The sequence below is a fragment of the Janthinobacterium sp. GW821-FHT03A03 genome, assembly GCF_059421435.1.
Map to the genome: position 1 here is coordinate 81078 of NZ_JBWKUZ010000002.1, position 24910 is coordinate 105987.

The following is a 24910-nucleotide window of genomic DNA, read 5'->3' on the forward strand; positions in this document are numbered from 1 at the left end:
TCAGGCCTCTCTTGACATCTTTCCCCGAGATAAATCGGTAAGTTGCTGATTAAAAAACTCCAACATTTCGATCGGCGCCATGCCGATGACATCGCTCTCAAGGCCGCGCGCATACTGCGCCAGCGCCAGGCATTTCTGCGCCAGCATGTCGCAGCCCAGGCTGTAGTCGCTGCTGACCCGGTTGCCGACCGGCTCGGGCACGGGCGGTCCCGCATGGCGGCCGGGCACGCCGGACGGCATGTTCATCAGGGCGGCCGACAGGGGGCGCAACAGGCCGGTCATGATGTCGATCGAGGCGTTCATCAGGCGCGAACGGCGCAGGCTGCCCAGCGGCTGCTGCGCGAAATGGTGCGCCATCAGCAGGAAGGTCAGTTCGTAGCAGCCCTGATACAGCTGCATCAGCGCGCGCGCCTGCTGGTCAGTCACCACGCTGCAGTCCGCGCGCGCTTCGAGCACGGGATTCTTCAGCGCCGGCAGGGCCGGCTCGAACGGCTTGTCGCAGCCTGAAAACCTGCCGGCGACGGCTCGCAGGCGCTGGAAGTGCGAGGAAGCGAAATGCGGCGAATCGACGGCCACGCCTTCCCCCTGCTCGGTGACGAAGTCGATGGCGAACAGCGCGCTGTCGCGGTCGGACACTTCCAGCTGGTAGCCGGGATAGGCGCGGTTGGTCAGTTCCTTCAGGAACAGATGGTGTTCGCCGCCGCGCTTGCCGCCGTTCTCGAACAGGCCAGGCAAACCGGCCAGGGCCTGGCGGATCGCCGTATAGAAGGTGGCAATCGATTTGCCCGGCGTGGGAATATAGTCGGGCCATTCGAAACGCACGAAGCGGGCCAGCACGTGTTCGGAAAATGGCTCAAGTGCGAATTCCGTGTCCAGGCCGAAACGCTGGCGCGCCTGCTGGCCCAGCACGGGGGCGCCGCCATAAAACGGTTCGCCAAGCGCCATCAACACATTGTTGACTAATAAGTAGTGAATCATTTCTTCGTGGGCGATTTCCAGCAACATGCCGCGCGTCCCGCTGTTGCGGCGCCGGTCTTCGCCGCCGCAGGCCAGTTCCAGCTCGGCCGGCAGCCAGCGGCCGGCCCGCACCAGCGCCGCCCCTTGCGCATAATTGGGAATCGAATACGCGGCATACAGGTATTGCAGCATGAGCGACAGTTCCAGGTCGATGGCTTTTTTCAGTTCCTCGATCAGCTCCGCCTTGCTGCCGATGGCATGCGGCGCAGCCGGTGCCGGCACCGCCGCCCTGGCCTTTGCCTCGACCTGCGTCAGGTATTTCAGGAACAGGCGCGACTTTGGCAGCGACAGTTCGCGGGTGCTGGGCATGTAGTAGCTCTTGTCGCGGTTTTGCGGATCGCACATCTGCCACATCAGGCGCGAATACGTTTCGCACTTGCACTGGTCCGCCAGGCTGAAGACCTTGTCCGACATGAAGGGGTACACGAGCTCGTAGTAGCTCATCACATGCCGGTAGAGGAAGGCGTAGTCGACCTGTTCGGCCGGCACGTCGTCGAGATCCCAGTCGTCGGGCAGCACGCGCACGCCGAGGTACTGTTTATCCTTGCCGGTCCCCAGCACGATCCTGGTCGCGCCCGGCTGGCGGCCCGTCAGGGCCAGCGCCGTGTAGCCGGTCCCAAGCGGCGAGGGCTGCCGCGCCACAGCCAGCAGCGCGCCGTCCTCGGCCTGCGCCGGCAGGGACGCGGGCGCCGCCAGCTCGCCGCGGAAGCGGCTTTGTATGGTGATGCTCTGCGGAAATGTTTCATGCTTTTTCCCGTTCGGCGCTTCCAGGTACAGCTGGTTGCTGTCCGATTGCAGCACCCAGTCGGCTTCTTCCCACTGCGCCTGCGCGCCGCCCAGGCTGAGCGAACCCGAGGCGGGGATTTGTTGCAGCGGCACGTCGAAGACGCCGTGATGGCGCCAGTGGTCACGGTACAGCTGCTCGGGAATCCGCGCCAGCAAGGTGCCGGCGCCGTCATGCAGCAGCAGGTCGCCCAGCGCCTGCTTGCCGCCCAGGGCATGCGTGGGATGCTGTTCCGAGACGGCGCCCGTGCCGCGCGTGGTGAAAGGAATGGCGGTCGGCATGTTGAACGCGACGCGGTCCGCGTGCACTTTGACCAGCACCGGCCCCAGGCTGCCCTGGCGCGGCTGCAGCAGGCGGCCGGCCGGATAGGTGGCCAGCTCGTCGCGCCGCCACAGGCCGATGCTGCCGGCCAGGTCGTAGAACACGGGCGAGTCGGGTTTTTGCGGCGTCGACATATTGAACAGGCAATACTGCACCGTCAGGCCCAGCACCGCGTCGTCGGCCAGTGCCTGCTGCAAGGCATGCATGCTGGCCGGCAGCGCGAGGTCCGCGTTGAACAGGAAATGCGGGTCGTGCTTGGACACGGAAAACTGGAACAGCCTGGAGCGGCCGAATTCCTCGTCCAGGAAATGCCCGCTGCGCTCGGTGATATGGCCGCTGCCGAGCCAGCGCACCGAATGCGCCTGCGCGATGTCGGCGGTGAACAAGGTGGGCGTGCTGGGCGTGGCCTGCTTGTCGCTGACGGTGAACTGGCCGGCGTAGATCAGCGTCGTGTCCGGCTTGGCAGGGTTGTTGTCGACCCACCTGGCGCGGTTGAACGTGGTGCGCAGGTACTCGTTGTAGTGGCCCCACAGGGCCAGCTTGGCGCCCACCAGCGCGTCTTGCGTATCGACCTCGCCATCGCGCAGCTGGACGCCCGTGATCCTCGCGTTTTCCCACGAGAAATGATTGTTGCCGCAAAAATTGTAGCCTGCCGCCTGGCTGAAGATACCGTCCGGATCCGGCTTGCCCGCCGCATTGAAACGGGGGGCAAGCTGTTTCAGGTGCGCATGGAATTCGGCCGGCGGCCGGCTCAGGTCGACAGCTTCTCCCGCCATCGATACCGTATTCGTGGCGATATCGATGTTGCCGTGCGTATTGCGATTTCCGGTCGGCACATTGGCGCGGGCAAAACCCCGAAAATGCAGGCGGGGGAAGTCAAGTAGGCTCATGCGCGCTCAGTCGAGGAAGTGATGAAGGTATCGTTGGCGGCGTCCTCCAGTTGATCGAGCCGTTGCAGCAACAGGCCGCTGGCTTGCTTGGCGCTGATCAGGCTGCCTTCCATCCAGCCGCAATGCGCGGTATAGGCATCCGAGCAGGAAATGATGCCGTCCCGGTGCAGCAGGACGGCCGGGTGCTCGGCTTCCGGCTCCACGCAAAACTCGACGCCATGCGGCCAGAACTTGTGGAAGTGCGCCTTGATCTGCGGCAGCGGCTGGCCATCGAGCGGCAGAACTTCTTCCAGATGGCTGCGGACACGCTCCAGGTACACGTCTTCACCGAGCTCCAGGCTGTCCCGCCAGTAGGTGGCGCTTTTGCTGTCGGTATAGAACAGCACATACTTGTCGCTCTTGAAGTAAATTTTGCGCAGGGGATTTGCCGCCATCAGCACCTTGTCGGTCAGCCCGAGCGCGTCCCACCAGGCCGTGTCGAACGTGAAGAAACCCTTGAACAGGGGCAGCGAGTCATACTGGAACGGACTCCAGGCGTGCGGGAAATCCAGGTTCAGGCGCGGCATGGCGGATGGCGGGATGGCCATCACCAGATGGCGCGCGCGGTGCATCTGCGTGTCGCCCTGGTGGCTGAAGGCGAGCACATGCTCGGCGCCGGATTTCTCTACGGACAGCAAACGGTGTTCGAGCCGGAATTCCACCCCGGCGGCCTGGGCCTGGTGCTGCAACTGGCACAGCAGCGCGTGGTAGCCGTCGGTGGCATAGCGCCACTGGTTGGCGGCGTTTTCCGTAAAGTGCTGCGTTTCCGGGTGCTTCTTGATGATGTCGTAGGCCATGACCGCCGACACCATCGGCAGCAGCAGGGCGTCATAGCCGGTCGCCTTGATGATGTGGCTGGCCTTGTCGGCGCCCAGGTAATGGCTGACGAACTCGAGGAAGGAGTCGTTCGGATGCTCGTTCAGCATCGGGCTCAGGCCATCGAGCGTTGCCTTCAGCTCTTCCAGCACGCTGTCGTGGGAAATGACCTCGGTGAACGGGTAGACCGCATGCGGCAGTCCGCTGCCCTGCATCAATTGCTGGAAATGCGGATGCAGTTGAGGCGAGTAGCGGGCGGCGCCGAGTTCGGCGATTTCCTTGCCGTCGATTTTCCGCGACTGGATGCGGCCGCCCACCGTGGCGTTCAGGTCGAATACCCGGATGTGCAGCTTCCTTTTGGCGGCGGCGTCGATCAGGCGGTTGGCGCAAGTCAAGCCGCCTATGCCGGCGCCGACGATGCAAATGTCAGAATACGTGCTCATACGAAATTCCTTTTTAACGTTCATTAATCGAAAAGCTGCAAAATCGCCGGCAAAAGTGTCCCCGGCACATGCAGGCAAGGGAGGGGGCGCAGCGTGTTACCGCACTTGGCAAGCGTTTTCGGCTGGGGAATGAAGAGCCTGGCGAGAACTGGCGTTGTGTCTGGAATGGTCGATTCTTGGCAGCAGAGTTTCTGTTTCAAATCAAAGATGGCACCGACGATAGCTCGGGTATCGGGCTGTCAGTTTGATAAATATCAATGTAGTTGCCCTTTGCGTGGCGCGCGCTGATCAAGCGGTAATGTCGCTACGCTCGTCAAAAACGGGAGGCGCCATGTCCGAATTCATGGACTGATTGCAATGCTCCGCCATGGCCACTACGCTGCTGATGGCGTGGCTGGTGGGTTCGCGCACGGTTGCGCGGCGCCTTGCCGGGTTCTAGATATCGTCATCGTGGAAGGCAAGGTTGTCGATGGCCATGCCTATGCGCTGGAGTTGCGGCGCCTGTGGTAGACTCGGTATTGTGATAAATAAGCAAAGTTGTCAACTATGAATCAAAGTGTTCCAGAACGCGTCGTCGTCATCGGCGCCGGCATCGTCGGCGCGTCGCTCGCCTACCACCTGGCCAGCAAGGGCGCACAAGTCACCGTGGTCGAGGCGGGCGCCGTCGCGTCCGGCGTGACGGGCACTTCGTTTGCGTGGATTAACGCCTCCTGCGCGGGGATTGATCCCATCGCGGCCCTGCGCGGCGGCGCCATCGCAGCCTACCGGAAGCTGGAATCGCAGGTGCCGGGCTTGACGGTGCGCTGGCACGGCGCCTTGTCGTATGGCACGCAGGATGGGCGTGTGTCGCCCGAATCCATCTTGATTGACCGCTCGCGCATCGCCCAGCTTGAACCTCAGCTGCGGCAGCCGCCGCAACAGGCCGTCCACGAGCCGGAGCAGGGCGCGCTCGACGCCGTTGCCGCCACGCATGCCTTGCTGGCGGCGGCCCAGGCGCTCGGTGTAACGGTCCGCACGCACACGCCCGTGCTGGGTTTTACCGTCCGGGACGCGCAGGTGACGGGCGTGGAGACGGCCGCGGGCCTCATCGGGGCCGATATTGTCGTGCTGGCGGCGGGCACGGGCACGGCCAGCCTGGCCGCGCAGCTGGGAGTTGACTTGCCGATTCACGCCTCGCCCGCCATCTTCCTGCGCTACCAGGCGCCGCGCGGCCTCGTGCGCGGCATCATTTCCAATCATGCAATGGAAGTGCGGCAAGCCGAGGACGGGACCATGCTGGCAGCGGAAGACTATCTGGACGACGCGCCGGAAAACCAGCCCGCCGCCATCGCGCTGCGCACGGCCAGCGCGATCCGGGACGAACTGGAGGGGGCGGAGGCCATCGCGCCGGCATTCGCCGGCATCGGCCTGCGCCCCATGCCGCTTGACGGCGTGCCCGTCATCGGCTATCTGCCAAATATCAAAGGGGTGTATGTCTGCGCCATGCATTCGGGCGTCGTGCTGGCGGCCATCGTGGGGCAGCTGGCCAGCGGGGAAATCGTCGATGGCCAGCCGGCTGCGGCCCTGGAGGCTTGCCGGCCCGCGCGTTTTCAGGCGCGCTGACTCCTAGGGCACAGGCGCCACGAACACGGGCAGCACGAACGGCGCCGGCTCCTGCTCATCGCCGTCCTCCGACGGGGCCTGCATGAAATCCTCGTTGCGCCAGTCGCCGTTCACCACGCGCTCGGCGATCAGCGCCGGATCCCGCGTTTCGCGCAGCGCGCAGCGAAACGGCAGCCGCCCATGCGAGCGCGACACCAGGCTGAAACGCAACTGGCGGCATTGCGCGTCGTGCCAGCAATAGAACAGCATGTCCTCGCCCTTGACCGCGCTGCGGCGCGCCGCGATCACCTCGCCGATGAAGGCGACGATATCGGCCGCATGGATCTGCGGCGTCTCCTCGTCCGTGGGCGAAAAGCGCCACATATTGGTTCGGGCTTCGTGGTTGATGTCGTCGGGATCGATTTCCACGGCATCGTCTTTGGCCATGGCGAACCAGTTGCTTACGACGGTTGAGTGAATCATGTAAAGCTTTCAATGCTTATCAATATTTGTTTATTTACGCATCACCGGCTTGATTATGTCGGCGCATCCATTCATCTGCGACATCGCCCATGTTTTTGACGGCGCCATCGCCGATCCAGGCCATGAATTCACGGTCAAGCTTGAACTTTGGCCCGCACTGGGCAAGCAGGAAGCGCCTGACGTTCTGGGTGTTCCTGTAGTTGGCGTCAATGACCGTGTGCCGGGTGATGGTATCGCCATGCCAATCGAAATCCATGCTGCATCCTTCCTGACATATTAAGGCTGGGTAGAGAACGACCTGTAGGTGAGCTTGCTCGTGAACTCAGGCCTTGGAAATACATCAATGCTCAGCTCAGCCTCATCCGACAGCAGATTCCGCATATACTATGCTAAAACCATGATGCTGAGATTGCAGTTTAATACATAATCCTTGATGAAAATTCTCCTGAGTCAAGTCATTCACAATGCAATATAAGTTAAATCCTGGTGGCCGAACGATCAATGTCAGTTGATAACTTAGAATTTCTTCATTTTTCTCGGAATAATATGTTTTCATCGCTTGTTTTTTTACATATACTCCGGATTTTCTCAAGGCCTCATTAGTCAGATATATTATATTATCATCGAGCGTCACATCTAAATTGTCATGGCCATTATATTCGCATAGTATTGAAATCGGAAATTCCACCGCAATTTCAACTTCTCTTGCATAGTCGCAGGTTATTTTCATAATTTCAGGCTCTGCTGGTAATTTTATTTAAAATGAATTGGGCTGATATCAATCGTTCGAATGAAGTTCTACAATTCAAAGGCTGGCGCCGACTCAAGATGCTGTGCCGCAGGGAATGCATGTACCCGGCATGTACCCGGTAACGCACTGGATAGCAATCGACTTTCTGCATCAAACTATCGCTGATGGCCAGTGCATCATTCCATGCCAGCATCTTGGTGGGGCTTTCGCCACCGGCGTCGTCAAGCTCCACCATGGCCACTTTTCAGCCCCGCGGCCCATCCGCCAGCAACTCCGCCAGCCTGGTCGTCAGCCACAAGCTCGTCTCGCTGAGTTTCTTGCCGTGAATCGACAAGCGCCGCACCGGCAGCCTGGATAAAGCCAGCGCAGGGCAGGGTACTTCCTGCAAATAGCCCTTGTAGTTGTCGTAATTGGCGATGTTCAGGGGCAGAATCGCCCAGCCCAGCCCGTCGGCGACCATTTCCGCGATGCTGTAAAAACTGTCGGAAAACCAGACGGCGGGGCTGAACGCGTGTTCGCGGTTCAGTTCGGAATCCATGATCAGCTGGCGGTAGCGGGTCAGCTCGTTGCGGCTTACTTCCTGGCCATGGGCCATGGGGTGGCCTTTGGCCACGAACACGCCTTGGGCCACGCTGCCGATGTGCTGCTGTTCCAGCACGGGCGAGATCGGGCCGCGGTCAAAATGAAAAGCCACGTCGGCTTGCTGCTGCTCGACGTATTGCGCCACCTCGGACGCGGTGGCGTTGAGCATCACCAGTTCCAGCGCCGGGTAGCGCGCCGCCAGCTCTTTCACCAAAGTGCCGATGGCCAGGTAGGGCAGGGCTTCGTCCAGGGCCAGGGTCAGCTGCGCCTCGGGTGCCTCGCTCAGCAGCTGGGCGCGCAGCTGCAAGCGCTCGGCCTGGCGCAGCAGTTCGCACGCTTCCAGGTGCATCACCTTGCCCGCTTCCGTCAGCACGGCGCTGCGGCGCGAACGGTCGAACAGTTCCACGCCGAACTCCGCTTCCAGCAGCCCGATCGAGGTGCTGACCACCGATTGCGCGCGGCCCAGCCGGCGCGCCGCGCCCGAGAAAGAACCGGCCGCGACAGCCGCTTCAAAGTAACGCATTTGTTCCAAAGTCCATTGCATGGCATCAACCTATCTGTTTTACAGATGGATTTTAACTTGAATGCCATTCCAGGGCGACATAAAATGCTTTTACATTTTCAATAACACGAGATCCGCCATGAAAAACGCCCAAGCCAATTCCCCCGCCATCAGCTTTGCCTGGTGTCACGACGCCAGCGCCGAAGATACCTTGTGCAAGTTATATCTTGACAACGTCAGCGCCGACTACATCTCCCATTCGGAGCTGCAGGGCGAACGGGCCGATGCGCCCGGCAACTGGCGCGCGGACTTGCCTGAAGTGATACGCGGCGAAATCCGCGCCGCCCTGTCGCACGACTGGGCGCATGGCGATTCGACCCTGCTGGCCGTCGCCACGTCCGGCGACGCCATCGTCGGCATGGCTTTGGTTTCCATCGATACGCGCCAGCGCGCCTCGAAATCGTTCGCCGCGCTGGACGACCTGGTCTTGCTGCCTGCCGTGCGCGGCAGCGGCATCGGCAGCTTGCTGGTGGAGTGGCTGGCCGGCGAGCTGCGCAGCCACGGCATCGCCCGTCTGTTCCTCGAATGCGGCGCGCACAACCTGACGGCGCAACAATTCTTCCGGGGCCGCGGCTTCAAGCAGGTGTCCGTCGTCATGCTGCGCGAACTCGACGCAGCCACAGCGAGCGCCGCCGTGGATGACCAGGATGGCGACCGTGGCTGACGCCCGCCGCCCCCGACAAGGCCAGGCCCGTGGCAGCCTGGAACGTAAATATTTGCGCAGCACCCGTTTCATCCACACCGATAGTTGTTAAAAGTTACACTAAAATCCATGAGTTGTTTATGCATCCAATGAAAAAATGGCTGACGCTGGCCATCGTCTCCAGCGCCCTGTTCCTGATCGTGGTCGACATGACCGTGCTCTACACCGCCTTGCCCGCGCTGACGCGCGACTTGCAGGCCACTTCCTCGCAAAAACTGTGGATCATCAACGTCTACGCGCTGGTCGTCTCGGGCCTGTTGCCCGGCCTCGGCACCCTCGGCGACCGTCTGAGCCACAAACCCGTTTTCCTCGCCGGCCTGGCCGTGTTTGGCGTCGCCTCGCTGTGCGCCGCGTTTTCGCCCGCGCCGGAACTGTTGATTCTTTCGCGCATCCTGCTGGCCATCGGCGCCGCCTTGATGATGCCGGCCACCCTGTCCATCATCCGCCTGACGTTTACCGATAACCGCGAGCGCTCGTTCGCCATCGGTGTGTGGGCGGCAATTGCCTCCGGCGGCGCCGCCTTCGGCCCCGTGCTCGGTGGTTTCCTGATGGAACATTACTGGTGGGGTTCCGTGTTCCTGATCAACGTGCCCATCGTGCTGCTGACCCTGGTATTGGCCACCGTCGTCCTGCCGAAACGGGCCGGTAACCGCGACAAGCCGTGGGACTTGAAAGGTTCGCTGCAAATCATGATGGGCCTGCTTGGCGGCGTGTATGCGATCAAGGAGCTGGGCAAGCCGCAGCCTTCGTATGCGCTGGCCGCTGCCGCATTCGCCGTGGGCGCCTTCTTCATGCTCAAATTCGTGCGCCGCCAGAAGCGCCAGTCCAAGCCGCTGATCGACTTCGCGCTGTTCCGCGAACTGCCGTTTTCCAGCGCCGTGGCCGCCGCCATGGTGGCGTCCGCCGCCCTGATCGGCATGGAACTGGCGCTGAGCCAGCACATGCAGCTGGTGCGGGAATTGTCGCCGCTGGAAGCGGGCTTGCTGCTGCTGCCGCTGCCGCTGGCGTCCGTGTTTGCCGGTCCGCTGACGGGTTTCATGCTGCCGCGCGCCGACAAGGCCAAGGTCCTGTGGGGCTCGCTGCTGCTGTCCGGTATCGGCATGGCAGCGTACTTGCTGCTGCATGACGCCGCCGTCTCGGCGCAAGTGGCCAGCCTGGTGATACTGGGCCTGGGCCTGGGCGCCGTCATGACGGCCGCATCGAGCGCCGTGATGCTCAACGTGGCTCCCCAGCAAGCCGGCATGGCTGCCTCGATCGAGGAAGTGTCATACGAGCTGGGCGCCGTGATCGGCGTGACGGTGCTGGGCACCATCATGTCAGCCGTCTACAGCGCCACCCTGGTGATTCCGGAAAGCGCGGGCCTGCTGCCGAACGCCCATGACACCCTCGATGCGGCGCTGCTGGCCGCAGAACAGTTGCCGGTCGAACTGGGCCTGCAAGTGTCGGAACTGGCCCGCTCGGCCTTCGACAAGGCATTTATTGTCGTTCTGGCAACGGCTTCCGCCATCCTGATGGCGGCGGCCGCCACCATCCGCCACCTGCATCTGCGGGCCCGCCGCGCGGTGTGATGGACGGGGCCTTGCGCCCCGACAATATTGAACTGGATACTGGCTCGCCGCGCAAACGGCGGGCCAGTTGCATTTTCCTTCCTTGGGTCCGCATCGCGGCATCCCCCGTGGCACGCGGGGATGCCATTTTCCAGTATTCACTTCTCGGTGGCCGGGGGGCAAGACATGCCGGGTCGCCGCCAGGACGACCTCCGGCGACGTCAGCGCTACTTGGCGGCTGCCGCTACATGGCCCGGAACAGGTGGACAAAGGCGCGGCTCACGGGCAGCTCACCCGCATGGCCGCGCATGCGCAGGAACAAACGGCTCGCTTCGTCGCGGCGCGTGCCATCCAGCCAGGCCAGGTTGATCAGGGTGGAGCGGTGTACTTGCCAGAATTGTTCCGGATCCAGCTGGGCGGCCAGTTCCGTGATGGGTGCGCGGATCAGGAACTCGCCATCCACGCTGGCGACCACCGTGTACTTGTCGTCGGCATGAAAAAAGCGCACCTTGGCCACGTCGAGGTGGTGCGCGCGCTCGCCCTGGGACGCGAGGATGTAGCGCAGCCGGGGGCGGGCCGGACCGGGCGCGGCCGCCAGTTGCCGCAGGGCCTGCGCCATGGCCGCGCTGGCGGCCGGCAGGGGCGGCACCGACCGCAGGCGCGCCACGGTACGGGCCAGCCTTTCGGTGGTGACAGGCTTCAACACGTAATCGAGCGCCGCATGCTCGAATGCCTGCAAGGCAAATTCGTCGTAGGCCGTGACGAATACCACGCGGGTAGGGCCTTCGATGCCTTGCGCGACCTCCAGTCCGGTCAGGCCAGGCATCTGGATGTCGAGAAAGGCGATATCGGGTTCCAGCTCGGCGATGCGGGCGGCGGCCTCGACGCCGTTGCGCGCCATCTGGATGATCTGCAAGTCTGGCCACAGGGCCAGCAGCTGGTCGCGCAGGTAGCGCGCCACTTGCGGTTCGTCGTCCGCGATCAGGGCGCGCGTCATGCGGCCGCCTGCACTGCGGGGGCGGCGCCGCGCCGGTACGGCAGATCCAGCACGGCTTCCGCGCCAGGCTCGCGTTCGTGCAGGCGCAGGCTGGCGGCGTCACCGAACTCGGCTCGCAGGCGCGAACGCAGGTTGGCCAGCGCCATGCCGCTGCCCGGGCGTGCCGGCTTGCCGGGCGCCGCCAGGCCCGCGCCATCGTCCAGCACGCGGATTTCCAGGCGGCCCGCGCGCACCGCGGCATGCACGACGATGCTGCCGCCGTCCAGCCTGGGCGCCAGTCCGTGCAGGACGGCATTCTCGACCAGCGGCTGCAGCATCAGCGCGGGCATGCGGGCCAGGCGCGCTTGTGCGCTGGCGTCGATGCGGAAACGCAGGCGCTCCTCCATGCGTATTTGCAACAGAGAAAGATATTGGCTGGCCATGTCGAGTTCCGCGTCGACGGTGCTGTCGCCCTGGCGCAGCTGGGCCAGGCTGGCGCGCAGGTAGCCGGAAAATGTTTCCAGCATGCGTTTCGCGCGCGGCGGATCGTAGTCCATCAGGCTCTGGATATTCGCCAGGGTGTTGAACAGCAGGTGCGGCTCGATCTGGCCCTGCAGCAGGCGCAGGCGCGCATCCGTCACCTCGGTTTGCAGCTGTTGCTGGCGCAGGCGCGAACGCCACCACGCGCGGTTGGCCGCCATCACAAACAGGATGAACACGGCAAACTTGGTCAGCGCGGCAGGCAGGGAGACGAACATGCCCCATACGTTGAAACCCACCAGTACGGGGACGATGGTAAAGCCGATGGTCATGCCGACGATGATGCCGCCCAGCGCCAGCGCGCCCAGGCCCAGGCCGGCGCGCAGGTCGCGCACGTCCGACATGCGCTCGACGAGCGGCGCCGGCAGCCAGCGTTCGGCCAGACGCAGCACGCCAAACAGGGCATGCACGATGCACAGGCAGATGCCGATGTTCGGCAGCAGCGACGCCCACCACCAGTGCGGCCGGTCGACCCGGCCGAAGATGGCGACGATGGCCATCAGGACCAATGCCAGGGCGACACCGATCAGGGAAACGGCCAGCAGGCGGATCACGGGGGATACATCGTGCCGGGGGCGCAGTTCCCACAGGGAGCGCCAGCCCTGCAGCAAGCTTGTTTTTTGGATCATGGGCATAGTGTAGCGGCCCCTTGCCTGATTGACCAGAACACGGCTTGCCATTCGTCGGCTGTACTGTCGATTCGTCGCATGGACAGGGCGAGGGGCCGGCCCCGCTGTCAATCTGTATTCTCATCCACACATCACCAGGAACCACATGAAGCACAGCATGCTTATCCTTGCCTGCGCCGTCTTTTGCAGCGCCCAGGCCGCTAGCGCCCCCATCCTCCCGCCCATGGCCAGCATTCCCGCCGGCGTATTTACCATGGGCAGCACGGAGCCGCCCATCGGCGACGGCAGCCACAATCCGGCCGAGGGGCCACCCCGCGAGGTGCGCGTGGCCCCATTCCGCCTGGCAAAATACGAGACGACGGTGGCGCAGTTCCGGCAATTCGTCGCCGCCACCGGCTATCGGGCGGCAAGCGAATGCTGGGAATTCGACCGCAGCGACGGCATCGCGCTCACGAAATCGGGCTGGAACGCCCCCGCGCATGCGCCAACGGACTACCACCCCGTCATGTGCGTCAGCTGGGACGACGCGACGGCCTATGTACAATGGCTGGCGCGGGAAACGGGCCGCTCCTTCCGCCTGCCCAGCGAGGCGGAGTGGGAATACGCAGCGCGCGCCGGCACGGCCACGAAATACGCGTCCGGCGATACTCCTGAGCAATTGTGTAACTACGCCAACATGAAAGACCGGCGTTTCATGGCTGCGGCCCGGCGCGACTTCGGCCTCGAGATGCTCGTCACCGATTGCGACGACGGCGCCGAGTACACGGCCGTCGTGGGCATGTATGCACCCAACGGCTACGGCTTGCACGACATGATGGGCAACGTGGCCGAGTGGGTGGCCGATTGCCAGCACTCCGATTACCGGGGCGCGCCCGCCGATGGCGCGGCCTGGAGCCAGGGCTGCGAGGCGGAGGGCGACTATTTCATCACGCGGGGCGGCAGCTATTCTGCCTCGCGCCAGGTGCTGCGCAGCGCCGCGCGCGGGCATGGCGGGCGCGGCAATGCAAGCAGCCTGGGCGAAGGCTTCCGGATCGCCGAGGACACGGGCGGCTGCACGGCCAGCGCCTGCACTGCGGGCGACGCCGCCTTTGCCGGCGCGCTGGCGGCGGCGCGGCAGGCGCAACGCGATGCCGGGGCGCGCCCGCCTGAATGATGATTCGAACAATCATCGCCCGCCGCATTCCTTACGCCGTGACGATGATTTTCCCGTTCATCTCCTCGTGGCCGCTGCCGCAAAAATTGTCGCATAAAAAGGCGTATTCACCGGCCTTGCCCGGCGTCAGCCGCACTTCGGTGACCTGGCCCGGCTTCAGGTCGGCGCGGATGTGCATGTCCGGGATGAAAAAACCATGGATGAAATCGACGGCCGTGAACGCCAGCACGACGGTTTCATCCTTTTTCAAAGTGATTTCATGCGGCGTGTAGACGAATTTCCTGGCCTCGATGGCGATAACCCTTTCCTTTGTGGCAATTTTCCTGAGCCCCTGGGCGTCGATGGCGGCTATCGTCAGCAGCGCACCGAAGCCGCAGGCCAGCCTGGTACAAAGGTGTCTTCTGGCGCGGTCCATGGCTTACGTCCTCGTGACGGGAAATTCCGTGAGCGCGTATGCCTTGTTCGCGGATTCCGCTTCCACCTCGCGGAAACCGAGGCCCTTGTACGGCGCGGCCGGGTCCCACGGCAGGGGCGTGCGCTTTTCCTGCGAACCGGGCGCCGGCAGGGGGAAAATCAGCGACTTGGCGGCATGGTGCGCGATTTGCCCCGTCATGTGGTGATGTTCCTGGTGAATATGGCCATAGAACACAGTCACATTGCTGTAAGGCATTAACAGCGCGATCGCCTTGTCGCCGTCGCGCGTGGCCCAGTCCCACTTCGGGACCAGGTCGAACAGGGGCCGGTGCGTGAAGACGACGATGCGCGCGTCCTTTGCCTGCTGGTCGAGGTCGTTCTTGAGCCATTCCAGCTGGGCGTCGCCGATGCGCGCGCCGGGGTCGGAGACGTTATCGAGGGCGATGAAGTGCACGCCCTTGTGCTCGAACGCGTAATTGGACGGGCCGAAGTTCTCCTGGAAGGCGGCGCCGCTGTCGAGCGAGGCGTCATGCTCGCCGGGGATGAAGCGCACGCTTTTCACCTTCAATCCCGCCGCGATCTCCTTGAATTCGGCCATGCGCTGGCGGCGCTCCTTCGGGTCGTCCGTCGTGTGGGTCAGGTCGCCCGTGAAGACGATGAAGTCGGGCTGCACCTCCAGCGCATTCACCGTGGCGACGGCCTTGCGGAAGGTATTGATAGCGTCGGGATTGGCGGCGCCGCTGTAGCCCCAGTGTATGTCGGACAGCTGGACGAAGTAAAAATCGTCGTAGGCGGCGGCCATCTTGCCGGCCGCCGCTGCCGGCGCGTGTCCGTAGAGTCCGGACATGAACACGGCGCCGCCGCCGATGGCGGTCAGTTTCATGAAACTTCTGCGGTCCATCATGATATCTCTCCTTGTTTCCTTGACATGCATGGCCTGGCTGGCAGGCGGTATTAAAGCAAGCGCTATTTGGCGGCCGTGGCCGGGCTGGCCCGCGCGCCTTCCTGCTGCAGATACGCGATCAGGTCGGCGCGGTCTTGCGCGGACGGCACCATATAGCCCATTTTCTGACCGGGAATCAGTTTTTCCGGGTTCGTCAGCCATAGATCGAGGGTTTTCTCGCTCCATACGATGGCGGACGATTTCACGGCAGGCGAATAGCCGTAGCCGGCGGCGCTGCCGGCTTTCCTGCCGAACACGCCCTTGTGCGCTGGCCCCACGCCGTTGTAGTCGATCGAGTGGCAGGACATGCACATGGTTTTGTACAGCGCCTGGCCGTGGATGGCGTCGCCGGCGCTGGCCGCGCCGCTGGCAGCCATCAGCACGGCCGCAGCCGGGCCAGCGATAAAGTACGGGTATGTCATGGCGGACTCCCTTCAATTTGCAGCTATCTGGCATGGACCCCACGCAATCGGGGCCTGCAAATGCTATAACTCCAAAGGCGGAGAAAATATTCCCGTCCATGCCGTCTATTTTTGTCGCTGCATCGGGAATAAACGGCAGGCAAAGCGAGTCTTATGCAATGAGACGGTCGACAGGCCTACGGGTGTTGATTTGAATGACATCGATAAAACCAGGTTGTTTGAAAAAATTGCCATGCCTCATCTGGACTCTGCCTACAACCTGGCCCGATGGCTCACGCGCAATGACCAGGATGCCCAGGACCTGGTGCAGACGGCGCTCCTGCGCGCCTACCGCTTCATGGACGGCTACCATGGTGATGCCGGCGGCGCGCGCGCCTGGCTGCTGACCATCGTGCGCAACACCTATTACACGTCGCTGCGCGACAGGCGGGCGCAGCGCGACGACATCGGCTTTGACGAAGAGCTGCACGGCCAGGATGAGGACGGATGCGGCATCGCGCCGGATGCGGCAGGCGGCAACCCGGAAGACATATTGGCCCGGTCCGACGTGAAGGAAGGCGTCAACCGCGCCCTGGAAACGCTGCCGCGGCCTTACAGGGAAGTGCTGGTGCTGAAGGAGCTCGACGATTTGTCCTACAAGGAGATTGCGGACATCGTCGGCATCCCGATCGGCACGGTGATGTCGCGCCTGGCGCGGGGGCGCAAGCTGCTGTTGATATACCTGAAACAACATACTGATGAGAAATGAAATGGAGTGCACCGAATCACGCGACAGGATGTCCGCTTTTGCCGATGGCGAACTCGACGCATTGGCGGCGCGGCAATTGACGCGGCACCTGGCCCATTGCCCCGACTGCGCGCAGGCTTGCGCACAGCTGCTGGCCTTGCGCGCGGCGGTGCGCCAGCATGGCACCCGCCATGCGGCGCCGGCGTCCCTGCACCAGCAAATACGCCAGGCGCTGCTGGGAGAGGGGAGCGCGGCGAAGGAAGTTCCGCGTCGCCGCAAATGGGCGCAACTGCCGTGGGCATGGATCAATCTTGGCGTGGCCGGCGCCAGCACGGCGGCGTTTGCCGTCACCCTGGCGCTGTATCTGTCCGTGCCGTCGGACGCGGAACGGCTGGACCAGGAGATCGTGGCCAGCCATTTCCGTTCGCTGATGCCCGAACACCTGGCCGACGTGGCCTCGTCCGACCAGCACACGGTCAAACCCTGGTTCAGCGGCAGGCTGGACTTTTCACCGCCCGTGGTTGACCTGGCGCAGGCGGGCTTTCCCCTGATCGGCGGGCGCCTCGACTATATCAAACAGCGCCCCGTGGCCGCGCTCGCGTACCGGCGGCACCAGCATGTGCTGAACCTGTATGTGTGGCCCGACCAGGCGCAGCGCGATGCGTCGCCGCGCCTGACCGTCAGGCAGGGCTATCACTTGATACGCTGGAGCCGCTCCGGCATGCAGTATCGGCTCATTTCCGACCTCAATGTGCCGGAACTGATGGACTTCGAGCGCCGGCTGACGGCGCAAATCGACCAGGACGGCTTGCCGTGAATGCGCCGGCAATATGTTGCGGAAACTACAGCGTGCAATCCTGCGCCGCCTTGCCGGCAATAAAGCGGGTAGTGGCTTGCTCGAAACAGGCGGGCGCCGTCCACAGGATGAAATGCGGGGCGTTGTGCACGCTGGACAGCGACACCTTGCCGGCCTTGCGCTGCGTCAAGGCCTGCACTTGCGCCTGCGCGCCAGCGTACGGCGTCTTCGGATCCAGGGTTCCCTGCAGCACCAGGGTCGGCGGCACTTTTGCCGGCAAGGCGCCGAAATAGGCGTCGCGCGGGTAGGTGGGCAAGCCGCCGCCCAGCAGGATGCGGGGCAGGGGACTGGTCAACAGCAAGTCCGCCTCTTCGCGGTCGAGGTCGGCGGCCGTCCAGTTGGGGCGCAAGGAGGGCTGCAGATTGTTTTCCGAGTTGCTGATGATGCTGACCAGCGGAATCGACAACGGCGACTGGGGATAGCTGCCCAACCCGGCCGCCGCATCCGTCAACGTGGCGCGCACGGCAGCCAGTTCCGCCTCGCCGCCCCGGTCCAGGTCGTGCAGCAGATAGGGGATGCGGGCCCGGGCGGCCGGCACGTCGAGCATGCCGCCGAGGAAGTTTTTCAGGTTCTTGCCGGGGATCTTCGCCAGCAGGGCGGGATCCGCCTGCGCCTTGTCCAGCACGCGGCGGTACAAGGCTTCGGCCGGCTCGCCCAATGCCGCATGGCAAGCCGCATCCGCGTCGCAGCGGGCCAGCACCTGCATGCCGACCTGGTTGACCACGTGCGAGCGCTGGCTCAAGTCCCAGCGCGCATCCGTTTGCGGCGGCACCAGCGAATCAAAAATGACGCCCTGGACGGGCAGCGGCCCCAGCTGCAAGGTGCGCAAGACCAGCTGCGTGCCGTACGATACACTGTATACATACACGGGCGGCTGCTTGCGCTTGCTCCGCTCGCCCTCGATCAAGGCTTTCAAGTCGCGCGCGGCCGTGGTGATGGAAAATTGCGCCGCGTATTCCGGCGTCAAGTTGATGCCCTTGAAGCAGCTGGCCCATTCGGCGCCAGCCAAGGCGCGGCCGCCGGGACTTTGCTCCGATTCTTCCACCTTGCACAGGCGCGAGGAATGGCCCGTGCCGCGATGGTCGGGGATCAGGAATTCAAAGCTGGGAAAGCTGCGGCGCAGGGTGGGCAGCAGGCTGTAGAACGAAGCGCCCGATTCGCCGGGGCCGCCCGCCACCAGCCACACGGTGCCCTTGGCGGGCTTGCCGGCAGGCACGTCGGCGGCAATCTTGCGCACGAAGACGTGCATGGCGTCCGCCTCGCCGACGGCGCGTCCCTGGACATCGTAGCTTTCCGGTACGTTCAAGCCCGAACACAGGCTGCCGGGCACGGCCATGTCGGAGCAGGGGGTGAAGAACATCGGTTCGGCGTGCAGGGAGGCGCCAGCCAGCAGGGTGGCCAGCAGGGTCAAACGGGGCAGTAAGGTCATCGGCTACTTTGGCGGTGGTGGGGAACAGCCGCCAAAGTAGCGTTTTTCACAGCAATTGTCCAGATTGAAATATTTCTGACAGGATTTAGTTGCTCTTGCTGCCACGCAGCAAGCGGAGACCGTTCGCCACCACCAGCAGGCTGGCGCCCACGTCGGCGAACACGGCCATCCACAGGGTCGCCATGCCGGCCAGCGCCAGGCCGAAGAACACGGCCTTGATGCCGATGGCAAAGCTGATGTTTTGCACGAGGATGCTGCGCGTGCGCTGGCTCAGGCTGATGAATTCAGGCAACTTGCCCAATTCATCGTCCATCAGGGCCACGTCCGCCGTTTCGATGGCCGTATCGCTGCCGGCCGCGCCCATGGCGAAGCCGATATCGGCCTGCGCCAGGGCCGGGGCGTCGTTGACGCCGTCGCCGAGCATGGCGACCACGCCGAACTGCTGCTGCAAGGCCTTGATTTCATCCAGTTTATTCTCCGGCAGCAATTCCGCCTTGACCAGGCTGACACCGACTTCATCGCCGATGCGCTGGGCCGTCAGCAAATTGTCTCCCGTCAGCATCACGGTGGTCACGCCCAGCGCATTCAATCTGGCAATGGCGGACGCCGCCGTCGGGCGCAGCACGTCGGCCACGGCGATCACGCCCAGCGCGCCGGACGGGCTGGCCAGCACCATGGCCGTGTAGGCTTGCTGTTCCAGCCGCAACAGGACGGCTTGCAGTGCCGGCGTCAAGAGCTTCAATTCCGTCATCAGGCGCGCATTGCCCAAGTAATATGTCTGGCCATCGATATTGCCTTGCACGCCGCGTCCATGCAGGGCGGCGAACTGGGTGACGGGCAGGTGGCTGCCGGCGGGCGGCCCCGCCTTGACGATGGCGGCGGCCAGCGGGTGGGCCGAATTGGCGTCCAGGCTGGCGGCCAGCAGCAGGATGGCGTCGCGGTCGCTGCCGTCGAGCGCCACGACATCGGTCACGGCCGGCTTGCCCATGGTCAGGGTGCCCGTCTTGTCGACGGCGATAGCCTTGATGCGGTAGCCCGTTTCCAGGAATTGCCCGCCCTTCACCAGAATGCCGCGCCGCGCGGCCGCCGTCAGGCCGCTGACGACCGTGACCGGCGTGGAAATGACGAGCGCGCACGGGCAGGCGATCACCAGCATCACCAGCGCCTTATACACCCAGGCCATGAAAGGCTGGCCCAGCAGCAAGGGCGGCAGCACGGCCACGAGGATGGCGAACACGACGACGGCCGGCGTGTAATAGCGGGCGAACTGGTCGACGAAGCGCTGCGTGGGCGCCTGCTTGCCCTGCGTATCCTCGATCACCTTGACGATCCTGGCCAGGGTGCTGTTGCCGCTGTTGGCTGTGACTGTGACGTCGAGCAAGCCCCGTTCATTGATGGTGCCCGCATACACGACATCGCCCACGGTCTTGTCCACCGGCATGCTCTCGCCCGTGATCGGCGCCTGGTTGACGGACGACTCGCCGCTGGCCACCACGCCGTCGAGGGCGATGCGCTCGCCCGGTTTCACGCGCATGAGCGTGCCGATGGCCACCGTGGCCACGTTCTCCTGGCTCCAGGCGCCGCCCGCGCCAGCGACGGTGGCCGTGTCGGGCGCCAGCTGCATCAGGCTGTGCACGGCGTTGCGCGCGCGGTTCAGCGACAAGCCTTCGATCAGCTCGGCGATGGCGAACAGGAAGATGACCATGGCCGCTTCCGGCCACTGGCCGATGGCGACGGCGCCGAAAACAGCCAGGCTCATCAGGAAATTGATGTTCAGGGTGAAAGTTTTCAGGGCGATCCAGCCCTTTTTCAGGGTCGGCCAGCCGCCCGTGGCGATCGACAGCAGGGCCAGGGCGATGACGAGGGGTGAACCGTCTTCATGCGTGGTCCACGCCAGCGCTTCGGCAGCAAACGCGGCCAGGCCGGAAACGACCAGCAAGCCCTTTTGCATGCCGGACAGCTTGCCTTCGTTCGGGTCGCGCGCGACAGCAGCGTCCGCCTGCATGGGAATCGCCTGCATGCCGATGCCGTGCAGGGCCGCTTCCACCGTGGCCAGCGAGGCCAGGGTATGGTGCACGTCGAGCACGCGGTTCATCAAGTTGAAATCGAGGCCCACGACGCCCGCCATATTGGCCAGCTTGTTGCGGATCAGGCGTTCCTCCGTGGGGCAATCCATGTTGGCGATGCGGTATTTGGCCGTGTGGGCGCCGGCGATGGGGGCGCTGGGCAGGGCTGGCGCAGCAATGGCCGCAGGCGTGGACGAGCACGCATGCTGGCTGGAGCAGCAGCTGGTCGCCTTGGGCGCATGCTCATGGTCTTGCTTGTGCTCGTGGGTATGATCGTGGCTATCGTGCGGCATCGCATTCATCCTTCCGGTTTCGTGTATGCTTTCATTAGAAACCCTGTAGCCGCTACAGGGTCAAGAGAATTTGCACGAAAGAATGAAAAGGGGATGCCATGCGTATCGGAGAACTGGCCAAACGGACAGATTGTGACGTGGAAACCGTGCGTTACTATGAAAAGGCGGGCTTGCTGCAGGAACCGGGCCGCAACAGCGCCGGCTACCGCGAATACCGGGAAGAACACCAGGAGCGGCTGCAATTCATCCGCCATTGCCGCTCCTTGCAGATCGGCCTGACCGATATCCGCGCCTTGCTGGAATTTAAGAACAATCCGGCCGAGGGTTGCCAGAGAGTCAATGAATTGCTTGATCACCATATCCTGCGCATCGCCGGGCAGATGGCGAATCTGCAAACCCTGCAGCAGCAGCTGGTGACCCTGCGCCACCAGTGCGACCAGCCGCAGCCGTCGCAAGACTGCGCCATCCTGCAAAACCTGTCCGAGGCGGCCAGCGGCCACGACTGCGCCTGCCATACCGAACTTCATTGATACGATTGCTACATGCTGAAACTGTTGCCTGCAAGAACTTTATTCACCTTGTCCCTGCTGTCGCCGCTGTGCCATGCGGCCGATGCGCCGGCCGCCGCCGGCCATTACCTGACCCTGTACGCCGCCCCCGGCGTGCCGCAAGACGATGACCCGTACACCTGGAGCACGGCGGGCGGCAAGCAGCTGACAAAGGGCGTGACCAAGGCGGACGGCCGCGCCTATGTCAAAGGGGAAGAGGGCGAGGAAAACTATATGTTGAAAACCGTCAGCATGCGCTGGCAGCTGAAGGTGCCGGCCCGGTGCTGGCAGGGCGCGCCGGAGGCTTTCCTGGACTGCGTCAAGCTGGCCAAGACCAGCAGCCGCTACGACGAGGAGCAAGAGGCGCTCAAGCTGGCGGAGCAGCAGAAAGAAGTGAAAATGCAGGCCAGAATCGCCGCCTATGCGGTGGAAGCCCGGGCCAACGACGATGCGCTGGCCTGGCTGGGCCGCCTGCCTTCGAGCTGGACCCTGGACGGCTATGGCAAGCGCCTGCTGGGCATCGGCGACAAGGTCACCAGGTACATCGCCGACGAGTTCAGTGAGGACGGGCCAGACGCGCGCCAGTTCGTCTGCCGCGCGCCCGCCTACTATGGCTCCGTGCCGGACCAGGCTGCCGTCGAGGCCTGGCTGGGATCGCCTGACGAGGTACGCAAGCTACGCGCCGGCCCCGCCTGGAATGCGCTGGTGGCGGCAGGCGAAAAGGGCAACTGGATGGCCAGGCTGGAACTGTATTACGCCTTGTCCGGCGCCAATGTCAGCGAACTGAGCCTGCTGGAACAGTACCGCATCGTGCAATTGATGGAATGGCTGCACAAGAAGAAGATTAGCGGCCTGTACAGTTATTTCATCGGCGCCATGCCCGTCGCTCCCGGCAGCAACTACAGTGCCGTCTGGCGCCGGCGGGATCAGGTTTTCCTGTATGCCGCCATGCTCGGCGATTACCATCAACAATTCCGCATGGGCAATGTCTTGCGGCGGGAAACCGACCCCGCGCTGGTCGAGACAGGCAAGGCCATGCAAGCCTGTTCCCGGGCCGCCATGCCGCAGCGGTACTAGCGCGACTAACGGGGCAGCAGCGGCGGGCCGCCGTCGCCCAGGCGGAAAGCATCGACGACGCGCAATAAATCATGCGCCTGGTCCTGCATGCTTTGCGCGGCGGCGGCCGATTGCTCGACGAGGGCGGCATTGCGCTGGGTCAATTCGTCCATTTCCGTGATGGCATTGTTGACTTCCTCGATGCCCTTGCTCTGGCGCTGGCTGGCCGCCGTGATGTCGTTCATGATTTCCGTCACCTGCTGCACGGAGGCGACGATGTCGCCCATGGTGCGCCCGGCGCTGTCGGCCAGTTCGCTGCCCGTTTCTATGCGGGCCACGGAATCCTCGATCAGTTGCTTGATTTCGCGCGCCGCCGTGGCCGAGCGCTGCGCCAGGCCCCGCACTTCCGTGGCGACGACGGCAAAGCCGCGTCCCTGTTCGCCCGCGCGCGCCGCTTCCACGGCCGCGTTCAGGGCGAGGATATTGGTCTGGAAGGCAATGCCGTCGATGACGGCGATGATGTCGACGATGCGCCCGGAACTGGCCTTGATCGAGCCCATCGTCTCGACCACCTGGCCCACGACGCGGCCGCCCTCCAGCGCCACGTTCGACGTCGACAGCACCATCTGGTTGGCCTGGTGCGCATGGCTGGCGTTTTCGCGCACGGTGTCCGTCAGGGCGTGCATGGACGACGCCGTTTCCTGAAGGGAGTGGGCTTGCGCCTCCGTGCGGGCCGACAAGTCCGCATTGCCGAGCGCGATTTCGCTCGCCTCCACCGTGATGGTGGAACCGGCCTGGCGTATGTCGCCCAAGACGGTGTTCCAGTTCTTCAGCACGGTGGCCAGGGCGCGCGACAGCTTGCCCACCTCGTCCTCGCCCCGGGCGTCGATGCGCGTGGTCAGGTCGCCGGCGGCCAGCGACTCGGCGGCGCGGCAGGCGTCGTCGATGGGGCGCACGACGGAACGCGCCACCCAGGTGGCGATCAGGGCCAGCAAGGCAAAACCGATGGCCATGGTGCCCAGCGACAGCCAGCCGGCGCGCTGGCCCGCATTTTTTGTTTCCTGCAGCGCGTCGACGGTGCGGCGATCGAGGTTGAGCAGGACCTGGCGCAGCTGGACGCGCACTTGCTGATAGTGCGTGGCGGCATTTTGCATTGCGGCCACGCCCGTATTCGGGTCCATCGAGGCCAGGTCCAGCGCCTGCGCCACGCTGGCCCGGTAGCGCTCGATGGCCGGCAATGCCTGGGCCGCCTCCGTGGCGGCGCCGGAAAACTTCTTGAGTTCCGTCAAGCCTTGCGCAATGGCGTTCAGCTGGCCATCCGTCTGCGCGCCGAATTGCTTGAATTGCTCATCCGACAGGCTGGCGGCGATGGCGATCTTCGCAAACGCATCGGCATGCACCTGGCCCAGGGCGATGGCTTGCTGGTTGGCCAGCCGCTCCGCCGCCAGGGTGACGTCTTTCAGGTCGCGCATGCGGCTTTCGTTTTGCTGCATGGCGAAATAGGACAAGGCTCCCATGGCCAGCAGGCAAGCCAGCGCGACCACCGGAACGATCAACATCTTGTGTGCGATTTTCATCGTAGCCCATATCGTCAAAAGAGCGGAAAACCATCCCGGTGCTGGCGGCGCGGCGGCAGGCTACAGGTAGATGCCGCCGCAGACGACGGTGTCGGCCAGTTTTTCGCAGTACATGGCCTTCGGTTCGATCTTCTTGTTTTCGGGATTCGTGAATTTGTATTCCTGCCAGAAGGTGCCCTTGCTCTTGGCCAGCTCGACTCTCTCCTTGACGAAGGCCTTGCCGTCGATATCCTTGAGTTCAATCAAATTCTTGCCCACCATTTTCTGGTTGGCGCCATGGGCAACCACCGTGCCGTCGAGCTTGTAGACGACCAGGTACAAATCATGCAGGATGAATTGCGGCGACTTGGCCGTGATTTCGCCATACGCCTTGGCGTCGCCGGCGCTCTTGATGTAGGCCACGCCTTTCTTGACCATGGCTTCGGCGTCGGCGCGCGTGGCGCCGCCTTCGGCAGCGCCGGCGGCACAGGGCAGCGCAGCTGCGGCAACGATGAGCGACAGGCAAAGGGCGGGGGCGAACTTGGGCATGACAGTCTCCTTCAAATTGCGGCATGGGAAGCCGGTGGTGAACCGGTGCGGCGAGACGGCGTCTGGCGCAGTGCCGTCGGTGCATGGTAGCGCGATGCCAGCGAGCATGCGCTGGTGCAACAGATTTTTTTTGAGTGGGGCGTTTTTGCAACGCTGCGTGCGCATGGCCGCAATCGCGTTTACAGAGTGAAAAGCAGGGGCCAGGCTATCGTGGCGATAGTGTGGCGCGCGCGC

Annotated in this window: 24 protein-coding genes; 9 read left to right on the plus strand and 15 right to left on the minus strand. The window is 63.8% G+C overall.

Translation table 11 applies throughout. The features are described 5' to 3' along the window. On the minus strand, positions 1-3012 hold the full coding sequence (gene vioB / locus AC07VI_RS06895) for an iminophenyl-pyruvate dimer synthase VioB (RefSeq protein WP_492994141.1): 3012 nt from the start codon (positions 3010-3012) through the stop codon (positions 1-3). Next, positions 3009-4310 (minus strand): flavin-dependent violacein biosynthesis tryptophan-2 monooxygenase VioA, encoded by a 1302-nt coding sequence (gene vioA / locus AC07VI_RS06900; RefSeq protein WP_492994143.1) that lies wholly within the window; start codon positions 4308-4310, stop codon positions 3009-3011. Before vioA ends, vioB begins: the two co-directional genes overlap by 4 nt. A 357-nt stretch (positions 4311-4667) precedes the next feature. On the opposite strand from vioA, the gene AC07VI_RS06905 reads away from it, so the two are divergent. Both AC07VI_RS06905 and AC07VI_RS06910 read left to right on the plus strand, forming a co-directional pair. Further along, positions 4668-4820, plus strand: coding sequence for a hypothetical protein (locus AC07VI_RS06905; protein ID WP_172404769.1), 153 nt, complete (start codon positions 4668-4670; stop codon positions 4818-4820). A 36-nt stretch (positions 4821-4856) separates the two neighbouring features. Further along, entirely contained in the window at positions 4857-5912 is a 1056-nt protein-coding gene (locus AC07VI_RS06910; protein ID WP_492994145.1) for an NAD(P)/FAD-dependent oxidoreductase, read from the plus strand. Between the two features lie 3 nt (positions 5913-5915). Here the strand turns inward: AC07VI_RS06910 and AC07VI_RS06915 are convergent, their stop codons facing one another. From AC07VI_RS06915 to AC07VI_RS06930, 4 genes are all read right to left on the minus strand, one after another. Further along, positions 5916-6374, minus strand: a complete 459-nt coding sequence (locus AC07VI_RS06915; protein ID WP_492994147.1) for a hypothetical protein — start codon at positions 6372-6374, stop codon at positions 5916-5918. 34 nt (positions 6375-6408) lie between these two features. Next, a complete protein-coding gene (locus AC07VI_RS06920; protein ID WP_086146263.1) occupies positions 6409-6630 on the minus strand; it encodes a DUF6434 domain-containing protein in 222 nt (73 codons plus the stop codon). 102 nt (positions 6631-6732) lie between these two features. After that, a complete protein-coding gene (locus AC07VI_RS06925; protein WP_139842523.1) occupies positions 6733-7104 on the minus strand; it encodes a hypothetical protein in 372 nt (123 codons plus the stop codon). Between the two features lie 265 nt (positions 7105-7369). Next, complete coding sequence (locus tag AC07VI_RS06930) at positions 7370-8251, minus strand: LysR family transcriptional regulator (protein ID WP_086146264.1); 882 nt, start codon at positions 8249-8251, stop codon at positions 7370-7372. A 97-nt stretch (positions 8252-8348) separates the two neighbouring features. On the opposite strand from AC07VI_RS06930, the gene AC07VI_RS06935 reads away from it, so the two are divergent. Beyond that, positions 8349-8933: a GNAT family N-acetyltransferase gene (locus AC07VI_RS06935; protein ID WP_492994150.1), complete on the plus strand. Its 585-nt coding sequence runs from the start codon at positions 8349-8351 to the stop codon at positions 8931-8933. A gap of 128 nt (positions 8934-9061) precedes the next feature. Beyond that, entirely contained in the window at positions 9062-10540 is a 1479-nt protein-coding gene (locus AC07VI_RS06940; RefSeq protein WP_492996316.1) for an MFS transporter, read from the plus strand. 223 nt (positions 10541-10763) lie between these two features. On the opposite strand, the gene AC07VI_RS06945 is transcribed toward AC07VI_RS06940, so the two are convergent. Both AC07VI_RS06945 and AC07VI_RS06950 read right to left on the minus strand, forming a co-directional pair. Beyond that, positions 10764-11516 (minus strand): LytR/AlgR family response regulator transcription factor, encoded by a 753-nt coding sequence (locus tag AC07VI_RS06945; protein ID WP_086146267.1) that lies wholly within the window; start codon positions 11514-11516, stop codon positions 10764-10766. Next, positions 11513-12664, minus strand: a complete 1152-nt coding sequence (locus tag AC07VI_RS06950) for a sensor histidine kinase (protein WP_157792333.1) — start codon at positions 12662-12664, stop codon at positions 11513-11515. Before AC07VI_RS06950 ends, AC07VI_RS06945 begins: the two co-directional genes overlap by 4 nt. A 157-nt stretch (positions 12665-12821) precedes the next feature. On the opposite strand from AC07VI_RS06950, the gene AC07VI_RS06955 reads away from it, so the two are divergent. Further along, a complete protein-coding gene (locus tag AC07VI_RS06955) occupies positions 12822-13817 on the plus strand; it encodes a formylglycine-generating enzyme family protein (RefSeq protein ID WP_492994153.1) in 996 nt (331 codons plus the stop codon). Positions 13818-13848: 31 nt separating this feature from the next. Here AC07VI_RS06955 and AC07VI_RS06960 read toward each other — a convergent pair whose 3' ends face one another. The 3 genes from AC07VI_RS06960 to AC07VI_RS06970 all read right to left on the minus strand — a co-directional run bounded on the left by AC07VI_RS06960 (position 13849) and on the right by AC07VI_RS06970 (position 15596). Continuing rightward, positions 13849-14232 (minus strand): cupredoxin domain-containing protein, encoded by a 384-nt coding sequence (locus AC07VI_RS06960; RefSeq protein ID WP_099420032.1) that lies wholly within the window; start codon positions 14230-14232, stop codon positions 13849-13851. A gap of 3 nt (positions 14233-14235) precedes the next feature. After that, positions 14236-15132, minus strand: coding sequence for a metallophosphoesterase family protein (locus AC07VI_RS06965; protein ID WP_086147810.1), 897 nt, complete (start codon positions 15130-15132; stop codon positions 14236-14238). Positions 15133-15197: 65 nt separating this feature from the next. Beyond that, positions 15198-15596 (minus strand): c-type cytochrome, encoded by a 399-nt coding sequence (locus AC07VI_RS06970; RefSeq protein WP_086147801.1) that lies wholly within the window; start codon positions 15594-15596, stop codon positions 15198-15200. Positions 15597-15810: 214 nt separating this feature from the next. Between AC07VI_RS06970 and AC07VI_RS06975 the strand changes: the two genes are divergently transcribed. Together AC07VI_RS06975 and AC07VI_RS06980 are read left to right on the plus strand one after the other, a co-directional pair. Then, positions 15811-16344 (plus strand): sigma-70 family RNA polymerase sigma factor, encoded by a 534-nt coding sequence (locus tag AC07VI_RS06975; protein ID WP_492996318.1) that lies wholly within the window; start codon positions 15811-15813, stop codon positions 16342-16344. 1 nt (position 16345) lies between these two features. After that, the gene (locus AC07VI_RS06980) at positions 16346-17140 is read left to right on the plus strand and encodes an anti-sigma factor family protein (RefSeq protein WP_086147800.1); all 795 of its coding nucleotides are present in this window, start codon (positions 16346-16348) and stop codon (positions 17138-17140) included. Positions 17141-17165: 25 nt separating this feature from the next. Here the strand turns inward: AC07VI_RS06980 and AC07VI_RS06985 are convergent, their stop codons facing one another. Beyond that, positions 17166-18608: an alpha/beta fold hydrolase gene (locus AC07VI_RS06985; RefSeq protein ID WP_492994156.1), complete on the minus strand. Its 1443-nt coding sequence runs from the start codon at positions 18606-18608 to the stop codon at positions 17166-17168. Positions 18609-18693: 85 nt separating this feature from the next. Then, positions 18694-20967, minus strand: coding sequence for a heavy metal translocating P-type ATPase (locus AC07VI_RS06990; RefSeq protein ID WP_492994158.1), 2274 nt, complete (start codon positions 20965-20967; stop codon positions 18694-18696). A gap of 98 nt (positions 20968-21065) precedes the next feature. On the opposite strand from AC07VI_RS06990, the gene cadR reads away from it, so the two are divergent. Both cadR and AC07VI_RS07000 read left to right on the plus strand, forming a co-directional pair. After that, positions 21066-21497: a Cd(II)/Pb(II)-responsive transcriptional regulator gene (gene cadR, locus AC07VI_RS06995; protein ID WP_086147798.1), complete on the plus strand. Its 432-nt coding sequence runs from the start codon at positions 21066-21068 to the stop codon at positions 21495-21497. A 12-nt stretch (positions 21498-21509) separates the two neighbouring features. Continuing rightward, on the plus strand, positions 21510-22592 hold the full coding sequence (locus AC07VI_RS07000) for a hypothetical protein (RefSeq protein ID WP_139842614.1): 1083 nt from the start codon (positions 21510-21512) through the stop codon (positions 22590-22592). Between the two features lie 5 nt (positions 22593-22597). On the opposite strand, the gene AC07VI_RS07005 is transcribed toward AC07VI_RS07000, so the two are convergent. Together AC07VI_RS07005 and AC07VI_RS07010 are read right to left on the minus strand one after the other, a co-directional pair. Beyond that, on the minus strand, positions 22598-24148 hold the full coding sequence (locus tag AC07VI_RS07005) for a methyl-accepting chemotaxis protein (protein WP_253251982.1): 1551 nt from the start codon (positions 24146-24148) through the stop codon (positions 22598-22600). Between the two features lie 60 nt (positions 24149-24208). After that, entirely contained in the window at positions 24209-24676 is a 468-nt protein-coding gene (locus AC07VI_RS07010; protein WP_086147806.1) for a cache domain-containing protein, read from the minus strand. Positions 24677-24910: the final 234 nt, after the last annotated feature.

What these genes read in the sequence shown, in the direction of transcription:
- vioB (WP_492994141.1), bottom strand. Translation starts at nt 3,012, where the DNA reads ATGAGCCTACTTGACTTCCCCCGCCTGCATTTTCGGGGTTTTGCCCGC.
- vioA (WP_492994143.1), bottom strand. Translation starts at nt 4,310, where the DNA reads ATGAGCACGTATTCTGACATTTGCATCGTCGGCGCCGGCATAGGCGGC.
- AC07VI_RS06905 (WP_172404769.1), top strand. Translation starts at nt 4,668, where the DNA reads ATGCTCCGCCATGGCCACTACGCTGCTGATGGCGTGGCTGGTGGGTTC.
- AC07VI_RS06910 (WP_492994145.1), top strand. Translation starts at nt 4,857, where the DNA reads ATGAATCAAAGTGTTCCAGAACGCGTCGTCGTCATCGGCGCCGGCATC.
- AC07VI_RS06915 (WP_492994147.1), bottom strand. Translation starts at nt 6,374, where the DNA reads ATGATTCACTCAACCGTCGTAAGCAACTGGTTCGCCATGGCCAAAGAC.
- AC07VI_RS06920 (WP_086146263.1), bottom strand. Translation starts at nt 6,630, where the DNA reads ATGGATTTCGATTGGCATGGCGATACCATCACCCGGCACACGGTCATT.
- AC07VI_RS06925 (WP_139842523.1), bottom strand. Translation starts at nt 7,104, where the DNA reads ATGAAAATAACCTGCGACTATGCAAGAGAAGTTGAAATTGCGGTGGAA.
- AC07VI_RS06930 (WP_086146264.1), bottom strand. Translation starts at nt 8,251, where the DNA reads ATGCAATGGACTTTGGAACAAATGCGTTACTTTGAAGCGGCTGTCGCG.
- AC07VI_RS06935 (WP_492994150.1), top strand. Translation starts at nt 8,349, where the DNA reads ATGAAAAACGCCCAAGCCAATTCCCCCGCCATCAGCTTTGCCTGGTGT.
- AC07VI_RS06940 (WP_492996316.1), top strand. Translation starts at nt 9,062, where the DNA reads ATGAAAAAATGGCTGACGCTGGCCATCGTCTCCAGCGCCCTGTTCCTG.
- AC07VI_RS06945 (WP_086146267.1), bottom strand. Translation starts at nt 11,516, where the DNA reads ATGACGCGCGCCCTGATCGCGGACGACGAACCGCAAGTGGCGCGCTAC.
- AC07VI_RS06950 (WP_157792333.1), bottom strand. Translation starts at nt 12,664, where the DNA reads ATGATCCAAAAAACAAGCTTGCTGCAGGGCTGGCGCTCCCTGTGGGAA.
- AC07VI_RS06955 (WP_492994153.1), top strand. Translation starts at nt 12,822, where the DNA reads ATGCTTATCCTTGCCTGCGCCGTCTTTTGCAGCGCCCAGGCCGCTAGC.
- AC07VI_RS06960 (WP_099420032.1), bottom strand. Translation starts at nt 14,232, where the DNA reads ATGGACCGCGCCAGAAGACACCTTTGTACCAGGCTGGCCTGCGGCTTC.
- AC07VI_RS06965 (WP_086147810.1), bottom strand. Translation starts at nt 15,132, where the DNA reads ATGGACCGCAGAAGTTTCATGAAACTGACCGCCATCGGCGGCGGCGCC.
- AC07VI_RS06970 (WP_086147801.1), bottom strand. Translation starts at nt 15,596, where the DNA reads ATGACATACCCGTACTTTATCGCTGGCCCGGCTGCGGCCGTGCTGATG.
- AC07VI_RS06980 (WP_086147800.1), top strand. Translation starts at nt 16,346, where the DNA reads ATGGAGTGCACCGAATCACGCGACAGGATGTCCGCTTTTGCCGATGGC.
- AC07VI_RS06985 (WP_492994156.1), bottom strand. Translation starts at nt 18,608, where the DNA reads ATGACCTTACTGCCCCGTTTGACCCTGCTGGCCACCCTGCTGGCTGGC.
- AC07VI_RS06990 (WP_492994158.1), bottom strand. Translation starts at nt 20,967, where the DNA reads ATGCCGCACGATAGCCACGATCATACCCACGAGCACAAGCAAGACCAT.
- cadR (WP_086147798.1), top strand. Translation starts at nt 21,066, where the DNA reads ATGCGTATCGGAGAACTGGCCAAACGGACAGATTGTGACGTGGAAACC.
- AC07VI_RS07000 (WP_139842614.1), top strand. Translation starts at nt 21,510, where the DNA reads ATGCTGAAACTGTTGCCTGCAAGAACTTTATTCACCTTGTCCCTGCTG.
- AC07VI_RS07005 (WP_253251982.1), bottom strand. Translation starts at nt 24,148, where the DNA reads ATGAAAATCGCACACAAGATGTTGATCGTTCCGGTGGTCGCGCTGGCT.
- AC07VI_RS07010 (WP_086147806.1), bottom strand. Translation starts at nt 24,676, where the DNA reads ATGCCCAAGTTCGCCCCCGCCCTTTGCCTGTCGCTCATCGTTGCCGCA.